Origin of the sequence: Streptomyces sp. NBC_01384, assembly GCF_045040035.1 — a bacterium.
Taxonomy (GTDB): Bacteria; Actinomycetota; Actinomycetes; order Streptomycetales; family Streptomycetaceae; genus Streptomyces.
Genome location: NZ_CP109560.1, coordinates 1,147,886 through 1,163,832 on the forward strand (window position 1 = coordinate 1,147,886; position 15,947 = coordinate 1,163,832).

Consider the following 15,947-nt stretch of genomic DNA (forward strand, 5'->3'; position numbering starts at 1 on the left):
CGGCAGGCGCGTCAGCCGACCGGCGGCAGGCCCTGCAGAGCCAGGTGCGGTGGCATGCCGTGCTGGACATCGGCCGCGGTCGCGAGGGCGCGTGTCTGGGCTCCGTCGCCCCGGTGCGGCGGATAGTCCGTGTAGCCGGCCTCCCCTCCGCCGTAGAACGTGGTCGGGTCGGCTGCGGCCAGAGGCAGGTTGTCGCGGTAGCGGTGGACCAGGTCCGGGTTGGCCAGGAACGGCGTGCCGAAGGCGACCAGGTCGGTGTGCCCGCTGTTCACCGCCGCCTGGGCGCGCGCGAGGTCGTAGCCGTTGTTGGCGATGTACGCGCCGGTGAACCTCGTCCGCAGCGCGCGGTAGTCGACGGATGCGGTCTTCGTCGTCATGTCGCCCTCCAGGACGTGCGCGTACGCCAGGCCGCGCGCACTCAGCTGCCCCAGGAAGTACTCGAAGTGGCCCTGCGGGTCGGAGTCCGACATCGAGTTGAAGCCGTTCTCCGGCGTCAGGCGCACGCCCACCCGCTCGGCGGGCCACTGCTCGCAGACGGCGTCGAGGACCTCGTTCAGCAGGCGCATGCGGTTGGCCGCGCTGCCGCCGTACGCGTCCAAGCGGCGGTTGGTCCCGTCGCGCAGGAACTGGTCGATCAGGTAGCCGTTGCCGGCGTGGACCTCGATGCCGTCGAAGCCCGCCTGCTTCGCCAGCTCGGCGGCGCGGCGGAACTGCACGACGACTTCCGGCAGCTCGTCGCGTTCGAGCGCGCGGGGCGTCACGAAGTCCTGCGGACCGGTGTATGTGATGGCCTGGCCGACGGGTGCGAGCGCCGAGGGGGCGACGGGCGCCTGCCCGTTCAGCAGGCTCGGATGGGAGACGCGGCCGCAGTGCTGCAGCTGGACGAAGATGCGGCCGCCCTCCTCGTGGACCACCTCGGTCAGGCACCGCCAGCTCGCCGCGTGGGCGCCGGCGTGCAGGCCAGGCGTGAAGGGGTAGCCCAGCGCCTGGGGGGAGATGGTGGTGGATTCCGCGATGATCAGGCCCGCGGTGGCGCGCTGCCGGTAGTGGGCGACCATCAGGGAACGCACCCGTCGGCGCCGGCGCGGTTGCGGGTCATCGGCGCCATCACCATCCGGTTGGCGAGCTTGAGGCCGCCCAGGTCGAACGGCGCGAACAAGTCGAGGGGCATGCGGAGCTCCAGCGTTGCGGCGAACATCGTAGGACAGCTGTCCTAGAGCGCCGTCACGCTGGGTGCTCGCACCGGCGATGTCAACGGCTTGACGATCTAGGACGGCTGACCTACGTTGTGGCTCTAGGTCGACTGTCCTACGACGTGAGGGGATCACTGTGACCGCTGTGGCGACCCGTGAACAGATCGTGGCGGCGGCCGACCGGCTCTTCTACCACCACGGCTACGAGCACACCTCGTTCGCGGACATCGCCGGAGCCGTCGGACTGTCGCGGGGCAACTTCTACTACCACTTCAAGTCCAAGGACGCGATCCTGGACGCGGTGATCGATGCCCGCCTGGCTGACACCCGGCGGATGCTGGAGCAGTGGGAGGCCGAAGCGCCGACCCCGGCCGGGCGCATCATGCGGTACATCGAGATCGTGCTGACCAACCGCGCCGACATCCAGGACTACGGCTGCCCCGTGGGCACCTTGACCACGGAGCTGGCCAAGCTGGAGCACGCCATGCTCGGCCAGGCCGGCCGCCTGTTCGCCCTGTTCCGCACGTGGCTCCGCGATCAGTTCGCGCTGCTCGGGCCGGCCGAGCAGGCCGACGAGCTGGCGATGCACGTGCTCGCCTTCAGCCAGGGCGTCGCCGTCATGGCCAACGCCTTCCGCGACGAGGCGTTCATCCAGTGCGAAGTCGAGCGGATGCGCGACTGGCTGCACACCTACGAGAAATGAGAGATCGCATGTTCGTGGTCCTGCTTCGGTTCTCCGGCAACAAGGCCGCCGCCGGCCAGCACATGGCCGGCCATCAAGAGTGGATCAAGCGCGGCCTGGACGACGGGGTCTTCCTGCTGGTCGGCAGCATCCAGCCGGGCCTCGGCGGCGCGGTCCTCGCCCACAACACCTCGCCCGAGGAGCTGCACAAGCGCGTCGACGAGGACCCGTTCGTCGCTCAGGACGTCGTCACGGCGGAGGTCATCGAGATCGCGCCTGGCATGGCGGACGAGCGGCTGAGCTTCCTGCTGTGACAGCGCCGTTCCTTGGCCCCGACGGCGCGCCGCGCTGCGCGTGGAGCGGAACTGCCCCGGAGTTCCTCGCTTACCACGACACCGAATGGGGCTTCCCCGTCGGTGACGACCAGCGCCTGTTCGAGAAGCTGAGCCTGGAGGGCTTCCAGTCCGGGCTGAGCTGGCGCACGATCCTGGCCAAGCGCGAGAACTTCCGCTCCGCCTTCGCGGCCTTCGAGATCCCTGCCGTCGCCCGATTCGACCAGCGCGACGTCGAGCGCCTCCTGGGCGACGCGGGCATCGTCCGGCACCGCGGCAAGATCGAGGCGGTGATCAACAACGCCCGGCGGGCCGAGGAGCTGGTCGAGCGGGAGGGATCGCTGGCGGCGTTCGTCTGGCGCTATGAACCCGACGCAGCCGACCTGGCCGAGCCGCAGACCCTGTCGACCTCCCCAGCCTCGGTCGCACTGTCGAAAGATCTGAAGAAGCGCGGCTGGAAGTTCGTCGGGCCGACCACGGTGTTCGCGTTCATGCAGGTCATGGGATTGATCAACGACCACGCCCGCGGATGCACGATCCGGCCTGAAGCCCAGCGGATCCGCGAAGAATTCGACCGCCCCGGACAAGCCGCCCCTGGGGCTGGTCGGACCAGAGTTCGACGGTAGCAGTCAGCTGGCGGTGAGCTGCTTCGGAACCCGCCCGGAGGCGCGGAGTTCCTGCAGGTCGGGGATGTGGTTGCAGTGAGTGCCAGGGGTGACGCCGACAGCTCACGGATGAACTCCGCGAGCGCGGCGAGGACTACCCGAACCCCCACACCGGCTGTCGGCGCGCCGGCATCCGAGCGGCACCCGTTGTCGGCCGCGTGGCCCGCGGTGCGTCAGCAAGGTCCCCATTTCCGCAAGTTCCAATAGCCGGGCTTACCGATATCCGCGTGGGCGCGGGTGGCCGGCCACTCGTCCCCGGTGAGCTCGTGCATCACCATGGTGCGGTCCAAGTCGACTCCGTGAGCGGCCGGGTCCTCCAGCATCCTCACCAAGTACGCCGACGAGTCGACCCCCGCGCCCCAGTGGATGACCAGTTCGACGTCCTCTCCGCCGGGGCGGGGTAGGGCGTTCATGCGATCGCACCCGACTGGTCGGCCTTCGGGTACGGGTAGGAGGTGGCGGTAAGCGGCCGGCCGGTGCGCGGCCTAGGCTGCGTACCGGTGATTGCCCCCGTGGGAAACGACCCTCGCGCCGACGGTCTGCAAGGCCTCCTGCAGCCATGCCCGGCCCGGCTCGCTGGCCTCGCGGGATCGGGCACCGAGGGCGATCAGGCGCCGCTCGACACCGCCTCGTCCACGCTCGCCGTTACGGAGCTTGGACATTGCTCGGTCGGAAGCGCGCGAGTTCCCGGATTCTCGGACGACATGAGGCGGGAACCCGTGCGTGAGCCACCCGTTGAGGGCGGCCGAGCGAGCGAGTTCGGCTGGTCGGCGCCGCCGAGGGACGGAGCGCGGACTCTGCGACGCTTCCCGCAATAAAGCGGACCCGCTCCCGATGCCCCGGCAAGATCCGGGAGTACATCGCGCTGCAAGCCCTGAGCGGGGTGCCCGGCGTCGGTGCTTCCCTACTGGTCGGCCTTGGCCCGGATCTTGCGCACAAGGTCGGCGTCACTGCGCAGGACGTCGGGGACCTTCGTGTCGGCCTCGCCCTGGCCGTACTCCTCGCCGCAGGGACAGACGCTCCATCCGTTGCTCTCGATGCGGTCGGCGACCCGCTCGATGATCTCGGCGGCCTCGTCGAGCAGCCCGAGCGGGAGACCAGCGGCGTCGCTCTCGGATTCGACTCCGATCGCGAGACCGATCTCGAAGATCAGGTCGACGGCGTGCTGCACGGTACGGCAATCGCCGTTGTTGGATGGGTACTTGACTGCCTGAGCCAAGGCCATGAGTGGGCGGGAGCAGACCCAGCCGGGCATGTAGGCCGTACGGTCGTCGACGCGGACCGGCCGTACGCCGTGGATGGTGTGGGCGCCGTCGGTGTCCACGGTACTGGTCTCGGCGATCTGGTCCGCCACCGCAGAGGGTTCGATGTAGCGCAGGGCGGAGCGGGGCTGGATCCCGAGCTGGTCCGCGACCATGGTCACGTTGTGGGCGAGGGCGTTCGCTACCGCCACGGAGACGACGTCGAGCCCGCGGGTGAGGAGTTCGGCCTCGGTCTGGGCCGCGAGGGCTTTGAACGCCTGGGTGTTCCTGATGTCTGCAACGGAGACCAGCGTAGAGCCCGTGCCGGAGGGCTCTCGCCGGAACAGCGGGGCCGTGGAGGGCTTCACCCTTGGGGCTGGCCGGCGTAGGTCCGCGCTTGCGTGCGCCACAGGGTGGCGTATTCGCCGTCGGCTGCGAGGAGCGACTCGTGGGTGCCTTCCTCCAGAAGGCGTCCGCCGTCCAGGACCAGGATCCGGTCGGCGGCCCGGGTGGAGCCAAGGCGGTGGGTGATCAGGATGACGGTGCGCCGTTCGCTCAGTGCGCGGATGCGGTCGTAGACAGCTTCCTCCGCGCGGGGGTCGAGGGCGGAGGTCGGCTCGTCGCAGATCAGGACGGGTGCGTCCTTGCGGTGGAAGGCCCGAGCGCCGGCCAGGCGCTGCCACTGCCCGCCGGACAGGTCGCGTCCGCCCCACTGGGAGGGGGCGAGGTTGGTGTCGAGGCCGTCGGGCAGGCGGGCGATGACGTCGTCGGCTCCGGAGGCGCGGGCCGCGGCCATCACGGTCTCGTCGTTTCCGTCGCCCTGGCCGAGGGTGATGTTCTCGCGGGCCGATACCTGCCAGCGGGCGATGTCCTGGGGCAACAGCGCGAGGCGGGACCACACCTGTTCCGGGTCGGCCGTGGCCAGGTCCACGTCGTCCCAGGTGACCGTGCCGGTGGTGGGGGTGTAGAGGCCGGCGAGGAGTTTGGCGAGGGTGGACTTGCCCGCGCCGTTCGCGCCCACGATCGCCAGGACCTCGCCGCGGCGCACGGTGACGCTGATGTTCTCGAGCACGGGCAGTTCGCTGCCGGGGTAGCGGAAGGTGATGTTGTGCGCGGCGATGACGGCCGGGCGGTCGGGCACCGGGACGGGCTCGGCGGGGAGCTGGGCACGGCGTTCGGCGTCGGTGAGGAAGGCGGCCCAGTCGCCGAGGTAGAGGCCGGTCTTGTAAGTGGAGTTGATACCGGTGACCAGTTGGCCCAGGAGCAGGCGGCAGGTCTGGACGGCGATGAACGCGGTGCCTGCCGCGGCCGCCGGGATGTGGCCGCTGAGCACCAGAGCGAGCAGGGCGCCGTACACGACGAGTGCGGCTCCTCCGGCCATCGTGTCGCCGAGCAGCTGGTAGCGGGCGGTGGCCCGGCCGATGCGGGCGGCGTGCTCGGTGAGCCGGTCGGTGACGGTGGTGAACTGATCCAGGAGCCAGCCGCGCATGGTGTTCGCCCGGACGTCGAGGGCGGTGGCGCGGCCGGCGGTGCAGTAGATGAGGTTGTGGCGCAGGCGGCGGTCGGAGAGGGTGTGCCGCTCGGCGAGGTGGGCGGCGCGCGCGGCGCGGACGGCGGCCGCGCCGCGCGGGATCACGGCAAGCAGCAGGAGCGGCAGCAGAACGGGGTGGAGGGCGGTGAGGATGCCGGCGGCGGCGAGCAGGCCGAGGAGGGCGGCGGCAAGGGCGGTGAGCGCGTCGGTCATCAAGTGGGCGTCCTTGGAGGCCCGGTTGGCTGCCTCGCTGTGGTCGCACCAGGCCGGGTCGTCGTACGTGGCGAGCGGGACGCGGGCGGCGGCGTTCAGGTAGCGCAGTTCGGCGATCGCGTCGACGCGCGGGCCGATGCGGGCGGTGACGGCCAGGGTGGTGGCGGCGATCAGGGAGCGGCCGACGGCGGCGCCGGTGATCAGGGCGAGCGAGGGCAGCGCCGATTGGATGCGCTCTGCCGTCGGTCCGGCCGCGAGCAGCGGTGCGAGGGCGCCGCGGGTGGCGTAGAGGCCGATCGCGGTGATGACGCCGGTCGCCAGCTGCAGGACGGCGGTGACCAGGACGGCGCGCCGGTCGGCGTCCCAGGCCAAGCGCAGCGCGGTCGTGGCCAGGGCGGGAAGGCGTCGCGCGATGGTGGTGAAGCCGTCAGCGAGGGCGTTGTCGTGGCGCTCGGCGCTGACCGTGTACTGCGGGATGACCTCACCGCCGGCGGGGCGGCGGCGTGGCCACGGCAGCCGAAGCCGGTGCCTCGGCGCCGGGGTTGCAGGGGTCTCGCGGGTAGCGCTGCGGTGCGCGGTGTCTGTCACGTCCTGGGCAACGCCTCACCCATACGGGTGGTTGTGGTGGCGAGGGGTGGCGAATTTCAGTTCGAACGTTCCACCTGTAGAGCGGGGACGTAAGGCCAGACGCGGTCGGTCTCGGCCTGGCCGATGATCGCGGTGCCGGCTTCGATCCAGGCGTGGGCCCCTTGGGGGATGAAGCGGGCGCCGATCACCCAGCGCACGCGGCGCCCGGTGAGCGCGGCCGCGAAGTGCGCGGCCAGGGATTCCTCCAGGCAGGCGGCGCGGCCGGGCCAGAGCCGGGCGGCACAGCGTACGGCGGCGAAGGTGCCTTCCGCTTCGCGGGGCGGGGCGGCTCGGCCCGGCAGGTGAGTGGCCGCGCGGGCACCGGCGACGGCGAAGCGGACGGGCAGGAGACGGAGCACGAAGAGCGCCAGAGTCAATGGGGAGACCGACAGGTGTGCCCTTGGAGGCCGTAGGGCCTCATGTTGAAAACGAGCCGACTCGGTGCATGAGGTGCCGCAGAACAGCCACCCACGGCGTTGCGGCGGTTCGCCCGCACCGACGGCCGGGCTGCTGGATGGCGGGGGCATGGCGCTGTGCTGCTGGAGTGCGTGGCTCTTGCCGGGAGTCCGGTCAGGACTGTCTGAGCACGCCGTGAGGCCGCCAAGAGTGAGGTGTCGCCTATTCGCGGCGGTGCCTATGGGCCATGAGGCTGGGTCTTGGGAAACTGTTCCGAATCGGCGCCCCCGCCGCGTGGCCGACCCAGAACCTGTTCTCAGCAGGTCCTGCGGTAGGGCACTTCGGGAAGGTACGTCTTCCAGTCCGTCCGGGACAGCGGGCCCCCAGCACGTTCACAGACGGTGGCTGCCACTTGCTCTAGGGCGATCACGTTCTTCTGCCAGGACACGTGTTCACCGGCTGTGTAGATGGTGGTGTCGTTCTGGCTGAAAGCGACGGACAGGATCCCGTCGCCTGGAGTGGGGAATGATGAGCCGAGGAGTTGGTGCGACGCCACATCCCACAACTGCAGCGTGCCTTGTGAGCCGGCTACAGCCAATGTGCTGCTGTCATGAGAGAACGCCAGTGCGGCAACCTCTTCCTGGTCGTCGCGTCGGCCGCTGCTGAAGCTGCCGGTCAACACCCCCAGACGTCGGTGAAGTTCTCCGTCCCACAGGGTGACTCGGCCGTCCCCGTCGTCGGCCGCGAGGTATTTTCCGTCCGCGCTGAACGCGTATACGTCGTTCCCGTCGCCGAATTGGTCAAGCGCCTCCTTACCGGAAGGCGAACTGATCATCTTGCTGCTGTTGGTGAGCAGCAGGCCCCCATCGGGGCGGACGGCCGTCAGCTCCCCGCCTGCGCCCATTGTGGTTCCGTTCTTGGTGTAGTGAAGGGTGTTGATGGTTTTCCCACGCCGCACGTCACGGATGGTGACGCCGTTGTACTGAAGCTCCGTGGTCATCAACTTTCTCCCGTCCGGGCTCAGCAGCATTCCCGAGAGTCCGGAGGCCGAGTCCGCTCTGACTGTGGTGAAGTGGTTGATCTCCCGGTGGCCTGGGACGTCCCATACCCGGACGGTATTGGGATATGAAGGCCCGCTGCTGTCGCTCCCCATCCCGTAGGCGAATGTCCTCCCGTCCCTGCTCAGCGACATCAGCTCCACGAGCTCAACTCCTTCGGTATCTGGCGGCAGAACGACCTCCGGCAGGGTTGCGATCACTCGCCCGCTTGCGGCGTCCCGCAACTCGAAGTGTTCATTACCCCCGTGTCTCCACGCGAGGCCCATGGTGTTGCCGTCTACGCTGAAGACCGCATAACTGGCATCCTGTTTATGCCAGTCAGGACTTGCTGCTGGGCCCACATCAAGCGAGTTGATAATGGTGGCCGCCGTCAGGTTATCGCTGACGTACCGGATCTGACGGGTTTCCATATCCAGATGTAGGTCGCTCGCGGACGCAGTGACCAGTGGATGCCGCAATACAGGAGCTTCCGGGTGGCTCACTCGCCAGAGCAGGATTTCGCTGGCTCCGGCGCTGACGATAAACCGCCCATCCTTACTGAACGCGAAGGAATTCAGCGAGGGCTGCGGGAGGGCTGAGAGCTGCCTGCCCGATGGAGTATCCCACCGCTGGATGCTTTGTTCATCCGGCACCAGAAGTGAGCGGCTGTCAGGGCTGAACTCCATCCGAGCGGTGTTTTGAGGATCCCTCGCGCACAATCTTTTCGGGAACCAGCCGCTGGGAATCCGCTTGTGTCGCCGCACATCCCACAGTTCCAGGGAGCCGTTCTGCGGGCAGAGGGCGACGAAGCGGCCATCTGGGCTGGCAGCCATGTCAGCGATGTCTCGTGAGGTGCGTCGTGTGAACAGACGTCGTTGGGGCTGCATACCCCACAATTCCATCCGGTCGTTGGCGGCGACGATCAGCGTCCGGCCGTCTGCGCTGAACTGGTTTCCGGACCAGCGAGGGGTGACGAGTGGTCCCATGACCGGTCCGCGAAGGCGCCCCTCCCGGATGTCCCATAACCTGGTGCGTGTCGCGTCGACCTCGATCGTCAGCGTCTGCGCATCGGGGGTCATGTCGCCAAGGTTGTTGACCTGGTCCCCTAGGCCCTTGAAGGTGCCTATCTTGCTGCGCGTCGCTACGTCCCACTCTGTGACCCGGTGCGCTCCGGCGGAGACCAGGACGCGGCCGTCAGCACTAAGGAACTGCTCGGAGTCAGCGTCTGTGGGTGGGACAAAAGGCGCTCCCTCTCGCTGGGTCAGGGCGCCGAGCAAGGCGGAGCGAGTCTCGGGCGTGTGGCTGGTCTTCCAGGCGGCAACGGCGAGCTGCAGCGCCTTCACCGGGTCGGAGGAGCGCATGCTGGTGGCGACCGCGGCGGCCCGCCGGGCAGCAACCTGCGTGCGCTGCCGGTCGCTGACCGCGTTTTGTTGCCAGGCGATCACACCTGCCACCAGAGCGAGCACCAACAGCACCGCCAGTGAACCAGCGAAGGCCCTCAGCCGTCGGAGTTCTGCGCCGCGACGCGCGCGGCTCGCGGCGAGGAAAGCCTGCTCGAGACGGGTGAGCTCAACGGCTCGCCATGCGGCGAAGGCATCCTCGGCCGTCACCAGGCGTACACCTCGATACAGCGCACCGGCATCCCGTCCGAGGTCGTCCCATGCTCGGGCGTCCTGAGTAAGCCTGCGGTGCAGGGCCAACTGCTGACGGTCCTCGTCGATCCATTCCTTCAAACGCGGCCACGCTGTGATCAGAGCCTCGTGTGCGAGCTCGACGCTCTCCTCGTCAAGAGTGACCAGGCGGGCGCGGGCGAGGTGTTCGAGGACCGTTGTCGTGTCGTTGGGGTCACCGAAGTCGAGTTCCGTGCGAGGGGCGGGCCGTCGGGTGTCGGGGGTTCCCTCGCCCGGGGTTATGAGGCGCAGCAAGATACGTCGGGCGAGGTCAGCCTGCGACGGGGTCAGATGAGCGTGAACGTCTTCGGCGGTGCGGGCGATGGCACCGTCGAGACCGCCAGCCGTCTGGTAGGCCTCCGCGGTGAGGGCGCGGCCTTTGCGGCGGCGCCAGGTCTCCAGCAGGGCGTGGGACATCAGTGGCAGGGCGCCGGGTTCGCCTTCGACGTCGTCGAGGATGCGCGAGGTCAGGGCACGTTCCACGATCGCCCCCGCGGCCTGGGCAGGTTTGACGATGGCCTCACGCAGCTCGTCGCGGCTCATGGGGCCGGCCAGCACGGTCCCGTCCTGTAACGCGGCAGTGAGGGCGGGGTGTTCGGCGCAGCGGCCGAGGAAATCGGCCCTTACGGCGATGACGACGCGCAGCCGGCATGCCGGGTCGGTGGCGGCCAGGAGGCGGTCGATGAACTGATTGCGTTCGGCCGGGTCGGTGCAGAGGGTGTAAAGCTCCTCGAACTGGTCGACGATCAGCCACGTCTCACCGTCGGCGTCCTTCGGTATCAGCCGTTGCTCGTGAACGCGCAGGGGATGCTCGCCGGGGGTGAGGATGCGCACGGCGGCCGGCTGCGGACCGGCCGTCTCCGGGCTGCGCAGGCGTGGGATGAGGCCGGCGCGCAGCAGAGAGGACTTGCCGCTGCCCGACGGACCGAACACAGCAGTGAACCGGCCGGAGCGCGCCAGCTCAACCAGGCGGTCGGTGAGCTCATCGCGGCCGAAGAACAGATCGGCGTCGCCGGGCTCGAAACGGGCCAGCCCCCGATACGGGGGCTCAGCGCTCTCGTCCCCGGTGCGCGGCTCCGCCGCCGCCTCCAAGGCCGCCTCACGCCACCGTTCCTCCCACTCCTCCGGATCGCCGCCGCAGGAACGCACATATGCAAGAACAACCGGCAGGGTGGGCAGCCGCTCTCCCGCAGCTGCCTGCGACAGGGTGCTTGCCCCCTGACCTGTGCGCTGCGCCATAACCCGGTAGGTCGGACTCCCGGCCTCCGCACGGAGTTTGCGTAACTCGGCCGCGAGTCGTGCCACCGGTCCCGCACTGGGATCGAGTGGGCTCTCAGGACGCCCCGCCATCCCCAACACCCCCGTTGCCCCGCTTCCCCCGTGGACGCGGCTCTGTGACTCGTGAAGCTACGCGCGCCCGCGGCAGAAAGGCAAAGCAAATGCACTCTCTTTGGTCAGCGTCTCCATGCGGTGCCCGTGACCAGCGGTCCAGCCATTGATCAGGGTGGCAGAACCAGCTGCCCATTCAATCCCCGGACCGCTGAACTCGATGGCGTGACAGCAACGAGCACTGGCAGAGGCTCTCACTCCGAGCCTCGTCCGGTGACTCTCGCACTGCATCGAGAAAGGAGACGAAATGCGCGCACTCAAGTCGATCGGGGTGGCCGCTCTCGCGTTGGCGGCGGGCACGACCTTGGTCTTCACCGGCCCCGCCGACGCGGCCAACCGCCAGTGGGACGGCAAGGACCCCATCTACACCGGTTGCGCGAGCACCGGACGCATCGTTCACAAGAAGACCGACAAGTACTACAGCTCGCGTTACCACCAGCACGTGTCGGTCACCGCGTCGCTGTGGTACAGCCGCGGCTGCCGCACCGTGTGGGCCATGGTCGACGCCAACGTCCCGACGGACAAGTGGACGGGCAAGGGATGCAACATCTGGCGCAACAGCGACATGAAGCACTACACCTGCAATCACACCACCGGCACCCAAGAAGAACTCTCGCCGATGCTCAACGACAAGAACACCACCGGCTTCGCCACCGCTTGGTCCTACATCGGTGACGACCCCCACGAAATGTACGCCCGCACCGGCTCTTACTGACGGGTGAGATCCGGACGGGCCGACCGACCGCCGCGGCCGGGCAGAGGCTCGGCGGGGCGAGCCTGATTCTTGCCCGGCGGCCTCTATCGGCGCCGTTCCGCTTTGGGTTCCCCGCCGTATCCAGGACGCCAAGTACACCGAGGTGTTCGCGTCCCTGCGTTCGCACCGCCGCCCACACTGCGACACAGCGCCAACGGGGCTGGACAGGTCGGCGCGGAACCGACCGCCGGCTACCACCTCGCTCGCCAGCGACCCCGGGGGCAGACAACCGGTCGTGAACAGGACGGTCTGGGCTTTCTGTAAGCGATGAGTCCCACCGCTGCAGGGCTGGGCCAGCCCCGTGGAACTGCCCCGCCCCGGCGCGTTCTGACAGTCAGTCAAAATCAGAGGAGAAGGGAATCGGATCATGCAGGTACACAAGCGGCTCGCGCTCGCCGCGACGGCGATCACCATGGCTGGCGGCCTGACTGCGGCTGTCCCCGCTCAGGCGGACCCGCCCGCCGCCGCAGCGTCACAGGGAGCCAACGCGGCTGAAGACGCGCTGCGCTTCCCCGGCACCTACCGGTGGCTGCCGGAGCACTTCAGCGGCCCGTGCATCACCGCCCACGGAGGCGTACGCAAGGGGGCGAAAATTGACCAATACCGTTGCGTCGGACAGTCGAACCAGAAGTGGTACGTCGAAGTGGTCGACCTTCTTGTGTACCAAATTCACCCGGCGGGTGACACGAACCTCTGCGTTGACCTCCCCAACTACCGCAAGGGCACACAGCCCATCCTCTGGAACTGTAACGGCCAGAGGAACCAGGAGTTCCTCATCGGGTGCGGCGGCTCAATGCGCCACTGCCAGATCAAGCCGCAAGCGGGCGGCCAACACGACAAGTGCCTGTCCGTGAAGGGTGGAAAGACGGCCAACAACACCCCTCTGATCTTGTGGCGGTGCAATGGGGCCCGGGACCAGAAGTTCACTTTCCGCTGACTGGCGCTTTCCTGGCCTGGCGAACTGGTCGGCGCAGGGGATCGGCCAGCGCGTCAGACCATGAACGGCTGCTTGGAGCAGGGCGGCCATGCGCCTGCCGTCCGAGCCTCGTGCAGCGGTCAGTAACGAAGTGCGCCGGGCGGGCGGTCGTGGGCCGACCCGCCCGGCGCCCCCGAAAGCCCAAGCCCACACGGGAGTGCCCGAGAACACCCACGCCACGTATGAAGGGAACGACCCGCATGGACCCGAGCAAGCACCCGGGCGCGGTGTCGGATTTCGAGGAGTACGTCCGTACCCGGCATGAGACTCTGCTACGCAGCGCTCGCCGCTTGGTCGCCGACCCGCTTACAGCCCAGGATCTACTGCAGACCGCGTTGTTACGCGCCTACCTTCGGTGGGAGCACATAGCGGACAAGCAGCTCGCGGACGCCTACCTGCGCCGCGTCATGATCAACACCCGCGCCGAGTGGTGGCGGGCCCGGAAACTGGAAGAGCTCCCCACCGAACATCTGCCAGACGCGTCCGTCGAGGATTCCACCACGCAGCACGCCGACCGCGCATTTCTCATGGACATCATCAAGACGCTGGCGCCCCAGCAACGCAACGTCCTCATCCTGCGGTACTGGGAGCAGATGTCCACCGACGAGACTGCCACCGCCCTCGGCATGGCGCCCGGCACAGTCAAAAGCACCCTGCACAGGGCACTCGCCCAGCTCCGCCAGGAGCTGCACCGCCATGACCTCGAGCCTGTCCGGCCGGTCCAGGGCGCGCAGCGGCCGGCCGATTCCAGCGCCGCGTGAGCCGACCGAGGCGAGCAGATTGCTGAAGCAGCCGCGAGCGACCAGACGAAGCTGCGGTGTGCTCACCAACCGCCCGAGCTACTCCGCAGGTGCATGTCGGCTCGCGGCCTCGAGCAGTCGGCTGTTCTCTACCATCAAGCGTTGGTTGACGTTGCGGAGGGCCGTCAGGTCGGCCTCTGTGCGCTGGCTGGCGGCCAGAGCGGCGTCCCGCTGCTTCCGCAATTCCGCCATCTCGGCATCCCGTGCAGCCGGGACGCCGAGTCCGTCGCGGGCACGGGCACCGAGTTCCTGGACACGTAGCACACGGAGCTGAGCCCGCACCTCCTCAAGGTCGCGCCGGAGTACGGCGTTCTGGTCGAGGAGCATGCGGTTCTCGACCTCTCCAGCGTGGCCTCCTTGCGGGCCGATACTGCCGCAGCGACCCGCGGCCGATCGCCAGCAAGATGGGCGCGTACTACCTCGACTTCAGCCTTGAGATCGCGGTGCCGCTGCAGGTACTGCGGATTGACTCCGGCCCGGCGGGTGATTTCCGCGTCGGACAGCGGCGTTCGGCTCCTGCGCATCGTGACCAAGACGTCGAGGACGCGCTGTCGGCACTGCTCGCTGTCGGTACGGCGGCGTCGTGCGGCCGCCGCCCGCCCGGCGTCGAGCACCGCTGTGCGAGCGGACCTGATGCCTGTGGGGACTTCCTCCGCGGAGATGTTGGCTGTGTTCGTCAACTCGCGTCCCCAGCCCGAAGAATCGGATCGTCGGTTGGTTGGTCAACGTGGTGCCGCCCGGCGAGGACGGCGGCCACGGGGATTACGGCGAGGAATCTGTTGTCCTTGGTGTGGAGCCACGCCTCCACCGTTGTTCTCTCCTCCGTGGTAAGTGAGCCGAGGTCCGCCTCGCACTTGCTGATGAGCTCGTCGATCTGCCTGATCTCCTGGCGAAGGAGTTCTATGTTCGCTGCGCTCAGAGGGCCGGGGGTGAGCACGCTGTCGTAGGCGCTCTCCAGACGTGCGAGCTGCTCGGCCTTGCTGGCGCGCAGCTGTCGCAGTTCGGTCAGGTGGGTGAAGTCGGTGGTGAAGAACTTGCAGGAGAAGCGCCGGTAGTACACCGGGCAGCCGCGGCCGTCCGCCCGGACGTTGTTCATCTCGTTGCACTGGCCCGCAGGCACGGGGACGGAGCCGGCACCTGCCCGGATCCGATCGGTGAGGTCTGCCCCGGCCGTGCGAGGGCGCACTCTGCCGCCGGTGAGGTCGAACTGGTACTTCGCGGCGATGGCGCGTACGGCCTCCACGCGTCGGGGGTGGGACGTGCGGTAGTAGACCTGTGTCGTGGAGGGCTCTTGATGCGACATCAGAGCTTGCAGCACGTCCAGCGGTAGGCCGGCGTCGGCGCGGAGTTGGGCGTAGGTGTGCCGGAATGCGTGCGGGAAGACGCGTGACCTGTCGAAGTCGCTGCCGTGCTCGTGGATCAGCTCGAACTGATCAAGCCAGGATTGCAGCCAGTAGCCAATGGAACTGCCGTCGTAGGGCCGTTCCCCGCGTTTGTTGGCGCGAGGCAGGCGCGGGGTGGGGAAGAGCAGCATCCGCTCGGACAGGGGCTGGCCGTCGGCATCGAACCACTGCGGGAATTCCTGCCGGAGGTGGTTCTGCTGACGGACGACGACCTCGACGTCGGTGGGATGGAGCGGCAGCTTGTGCCGACGGCGCACCTTCTGCATCCAGTAGACGATGAACGGATATCTGCGGCGTCGCACGCTGCCCTCCGGCTCCTCGATGTCGACGTCGTGCCATTCGAGGCAGTTGAACTCCAGGTGGCGCACCTCCCATGGCCGCCTGCCGATGCGCAGGGCGAGCTCGACGTAATTGCGCCGGGTCCCGGGCACGAGCAGATCGAGATGGGCCTCGTCCATCAGCTGGAGGAATACGGACTCGGGCAGAGCGTCCTGGGAGCGCCCCTCCAGCTCACTGTCGGTATCGTCGCGCTCTGGGAACGGGGGCACGTCGCGTTCAAGAAGGTGCACGTCAGCGGCTTGGTTCTCGGCCAGCCACGACCGACCCCGCTCGAGGATGTCACGTAGCGAACGCACCAACTGGTAGTGACGCTGCGGGGTCACGAGAAGCGGACCGGCCCCCGTCAGGGAAGGCAGCAGCCGTTTGGTAATCACGGCGCGCGCGGGATTTTCGTCGTTGAGCGGCTGGTAGTCGCTCGTATCGCGTGCTCGGTGGGCCAGCCAGCTCAGGTATGCCGTCATGCTGATCCTTCCCACGTCGCTCGGTCGGCGTCCTTCGCCGGGGAGGGTGCGCAGGAACATGGCGAACCACCGGGCCGCGTAGCCGGCCGTCAGGAGGCGACCGGTGGAGGCGCCGGACGCGGCCAGGTGGAGCACGTGTTGTTGGGTGAGATGCAGCAGCCAGGGCGCGTGTACATCACTGAGGTCGACGCAGCCGCCTTCGTAGTTGGGGTTCAGCACACGGAGCCTGATCTGGGTG

13 protein-coding genes and 1 pseudogene are annotated in these 15,947 nt (G+C 68.4%); 7 read left to right on the forward strand and 7 right to left on the reverse strand.

What is annotated here, in order from left to right; all coding sequences use genetic code 11:
• Window positions 1-11: 11 nt before the first annotated feature.
• Window positions 12-1,171 (reverse strand): annotated as a pseudogene (locus tag OG747_RS52875) (alkene reductase).
• A 158-nt stretch (window positions 1,172-1,329) separates the two neighbouring features.
• Here OG747_RS52875 and OG747_RS52880 point away from each other — a divergent pair.
• From OG747_RS52880 to OG747_RS52890, 3 genes are read left to right on the forward strand one after another with little or no spacing between them, the layout of a single operon-like run.
• Window positions 1,330-1,896 carry a TetR/AcrR family transcriptional regulator gene (locus OG747_RS52880; protein ID WP_331765364.1) on the forward strand — a complete coding sequence of 189 codons (567 nt, stop codon included), beginning with the start codon at window positions 1,330-1,332 and terminating at the stop codon, window positions 1,894-1,896.
• An 8-nt stretch (window positions 1,897-1,904) separates the two neighbouring features.
• Window positions 1,905-2,189: a hypothetical protein gene (locus OG747_RS52885; protein WP_331765365.1), complete on the forward strand. Its 285-nt coding sequence runs from the start codon at window positions 1,905-1,907 to the stop codon at window positions 2,187-2,189.
• A complete protein-coding gene (locus OG747_RS52890) occupies window positions 2,186-2,833 on the forward strand; it encodes a DNA-3-methyladenine glycosylase I (RefSeq protein ID WP_331765366.1) in 648 nt (215 codons plus the stop codon). Before OG747_RS52885 ends, OG747_RS52890 begins: the two co-directional genes overlap by 4 nt.
• A 212-nt stretch (window positions 2,834-3,045) precedes the next feature.
• Here the strand turns inward: OG747_RS52890 and OG747_RS52895 are convergent, their stop codons facing one another.
• From OG747_RS52895 to OG747_RS52915, 5 genes are all read right to left on the reverse strand, one after another.
• Window positions 3,046-3,285 (reverse strand): hypothetical protein, encoded by a 240-nt coding sequence (locus OG747_RS52895; RefSeq protein WP_331765367.1) that lies wholly within the window; start codon window positions 3,283-3,285, stop codon window positions 3,046-3,048.
• Between the two features lie 491 nt (window positions 3,286-3,776).
• On the reverse strand, window positions 3,777-4,481 hold the full coding sequence (locus OG747_RS52900) for a hypothetical protein (protein ID WP_331765368.1): 705 nt from the start codon (window positions 4,479-4,481) through the stop codon (window positions 3,777-3,779).
• A complete protein-coding gene (locus OG747_RS52905) occupies window positions 4,478-6,445 on the reverse strand; it encodes an ABC transporter ATP-binding protein (protein WP_331765369.1) in 1,968 nt (655 codons plus the stop codon). The genes OG747_RS52900 and OG747_RS52905 overlap by 4 nt, the downstream gene beginning before the upstream one ends.
• Before the next feature lie 56 nt (window positions 6,446-6,501).
• The gene (locus OG747_RS52910) at window positions 6,502-6,861 is read right to left on the reverse strand and encodes a lasso peptide biosynthesis B2 protein (RefSeq protein WP_405886497.1); all 360 of its coding nucleotides are present in this window, start codon (window positions 6,859-6,861) and stop codon (window positions 6,502-6,504) included.
• A gap of 335 nt (window positions 6,862-7,196) precedes the next feature.
• A complete protein-coding gene (locus tag OG747_RS52915; RefSeq protein ID WP_405886498.1) occupies window positions 7,197-10,826 on the reverse strand; it encodes a hypothetical protein in 3,630 nt (1,209 codons plus the stop codon).
• 397 nt (window positions 10,827-11,223) lie between these two features.
• Between OG747_RS52915 and OG747_RS52920 the strand changes: the two genes are divergently transcribed.
• The 4 genes from OG747_RS52920 (at window position 11,224) to OG747_RS52935 (ending at window position 13,767) form a co-directional block, all read left to right on the forward strand.
• A complete protein-coding gene (locus OG747_RS52920) occupies window positions 11,224-11,691 on the forward strand; it encodes a DUF2690 domain-containing protein (protein WP_331765372.1) in 468 nt (155 codons plus the stop codon).
• 406 nt (window positions 11,692-12,097) lie between these two features.
• Window positions 12,098-12,667, forward strand: a complete 570-nt coding sequence (locus OG747_RS52925) for an RICIN domain-containing protein (RefSeq protein WP_331765373.1) — start codon at window positions 12,098-12,100, stop codon at window positions 12,665-12,667.
• A 239-nt stretch (window positions 12,668-12,906) separates the two neighbouring features.
• Window positions 12,907-13,467 (forward strand): SigE family RNA polymerase sigma factor, encoded by a 561-nt coding sequence (locus OG747_RS52930; RefSeq protein ID WP_331765374.1) that lies wholly within the window; start codon window positions 12,907-12,909, stop codon window positions 13,465-13,467.
• Between the two features lie 141 nt (window positions 13,468-13,608).
• Entirely contained in the window at window positions 13,609-13,767 is a 159-nt protein-coding gene (locus tag OG747_RS52935) for a hypothetical protein (RefSeq protein ID WP_405886500.1), read from the forward strand.
• Between the two features lie 415 nt (window positions 13,768-14,182).
• On the opposite strand, the gene OG747_RS52940 is transcribed toward OG747_RS52935, so the two are convergent.
• A complete protein-coding gene (locus OG747_RS52940; RefSeq protein ID WP_331765376.1) occupies window positions 14,183-15,928 on the reverse strand; it encodes a site-specific integrase in 1,746 nt (581 codons plus the stop codon).
• Window positions 15,929-15,947 lie beyond the last annotated feature (19 nt).

What these genes read in the sequence shown, in the direction of transcription:
- OG747_RS52885 (WP_331765365.1), top strand. Translation starts at nt 1,905, where the DNA reads ATGTTCGTGGTCCTGCTTCGGTTCTCCGGCAACAAGGCCGCCGCCGGC.
- OG747_RS52895 (WP_331765367.1), bottom strand. Translation starts at nt 3,285, where the DNA reads ATGAACGCCCTACCCCGCCCCGGCGGAGAGGACGTCGAACTGGTCATC.
- OG747_RS52915 (WP_405886498.1), bottom strand. Translation starts at nt 10,826, where the DNA reads ATGGCGCAGCGCACAGGTCAGGGGGCAAGCACCCTGTCGCAGGCAGCT.
- OG747_RS52930 (WP_331765374.1), top strand. Translation starts at nt 12,907, where the DNA reads ATGGACCCGAGCAAGCACCCGGGCGCGGTGTCGGATTTCGAGGAGTAC.
- OG747_RS52925 (WP_331765373.1), top strand. Translation starts at nt 12,098, where the DNA reads ATGCAGGTACACAAGCGGCTCGCGCTCGCCGCGACGGCGATCACCATG.
- OG747_RS52920 (WP_331765372.1), top strand. Translation starts at nt 11,224, where the DNA reads ATGCGCGCACTCAAGTCGATCGGGGTGGCCGCTCTCGCGTTGGCGGCG.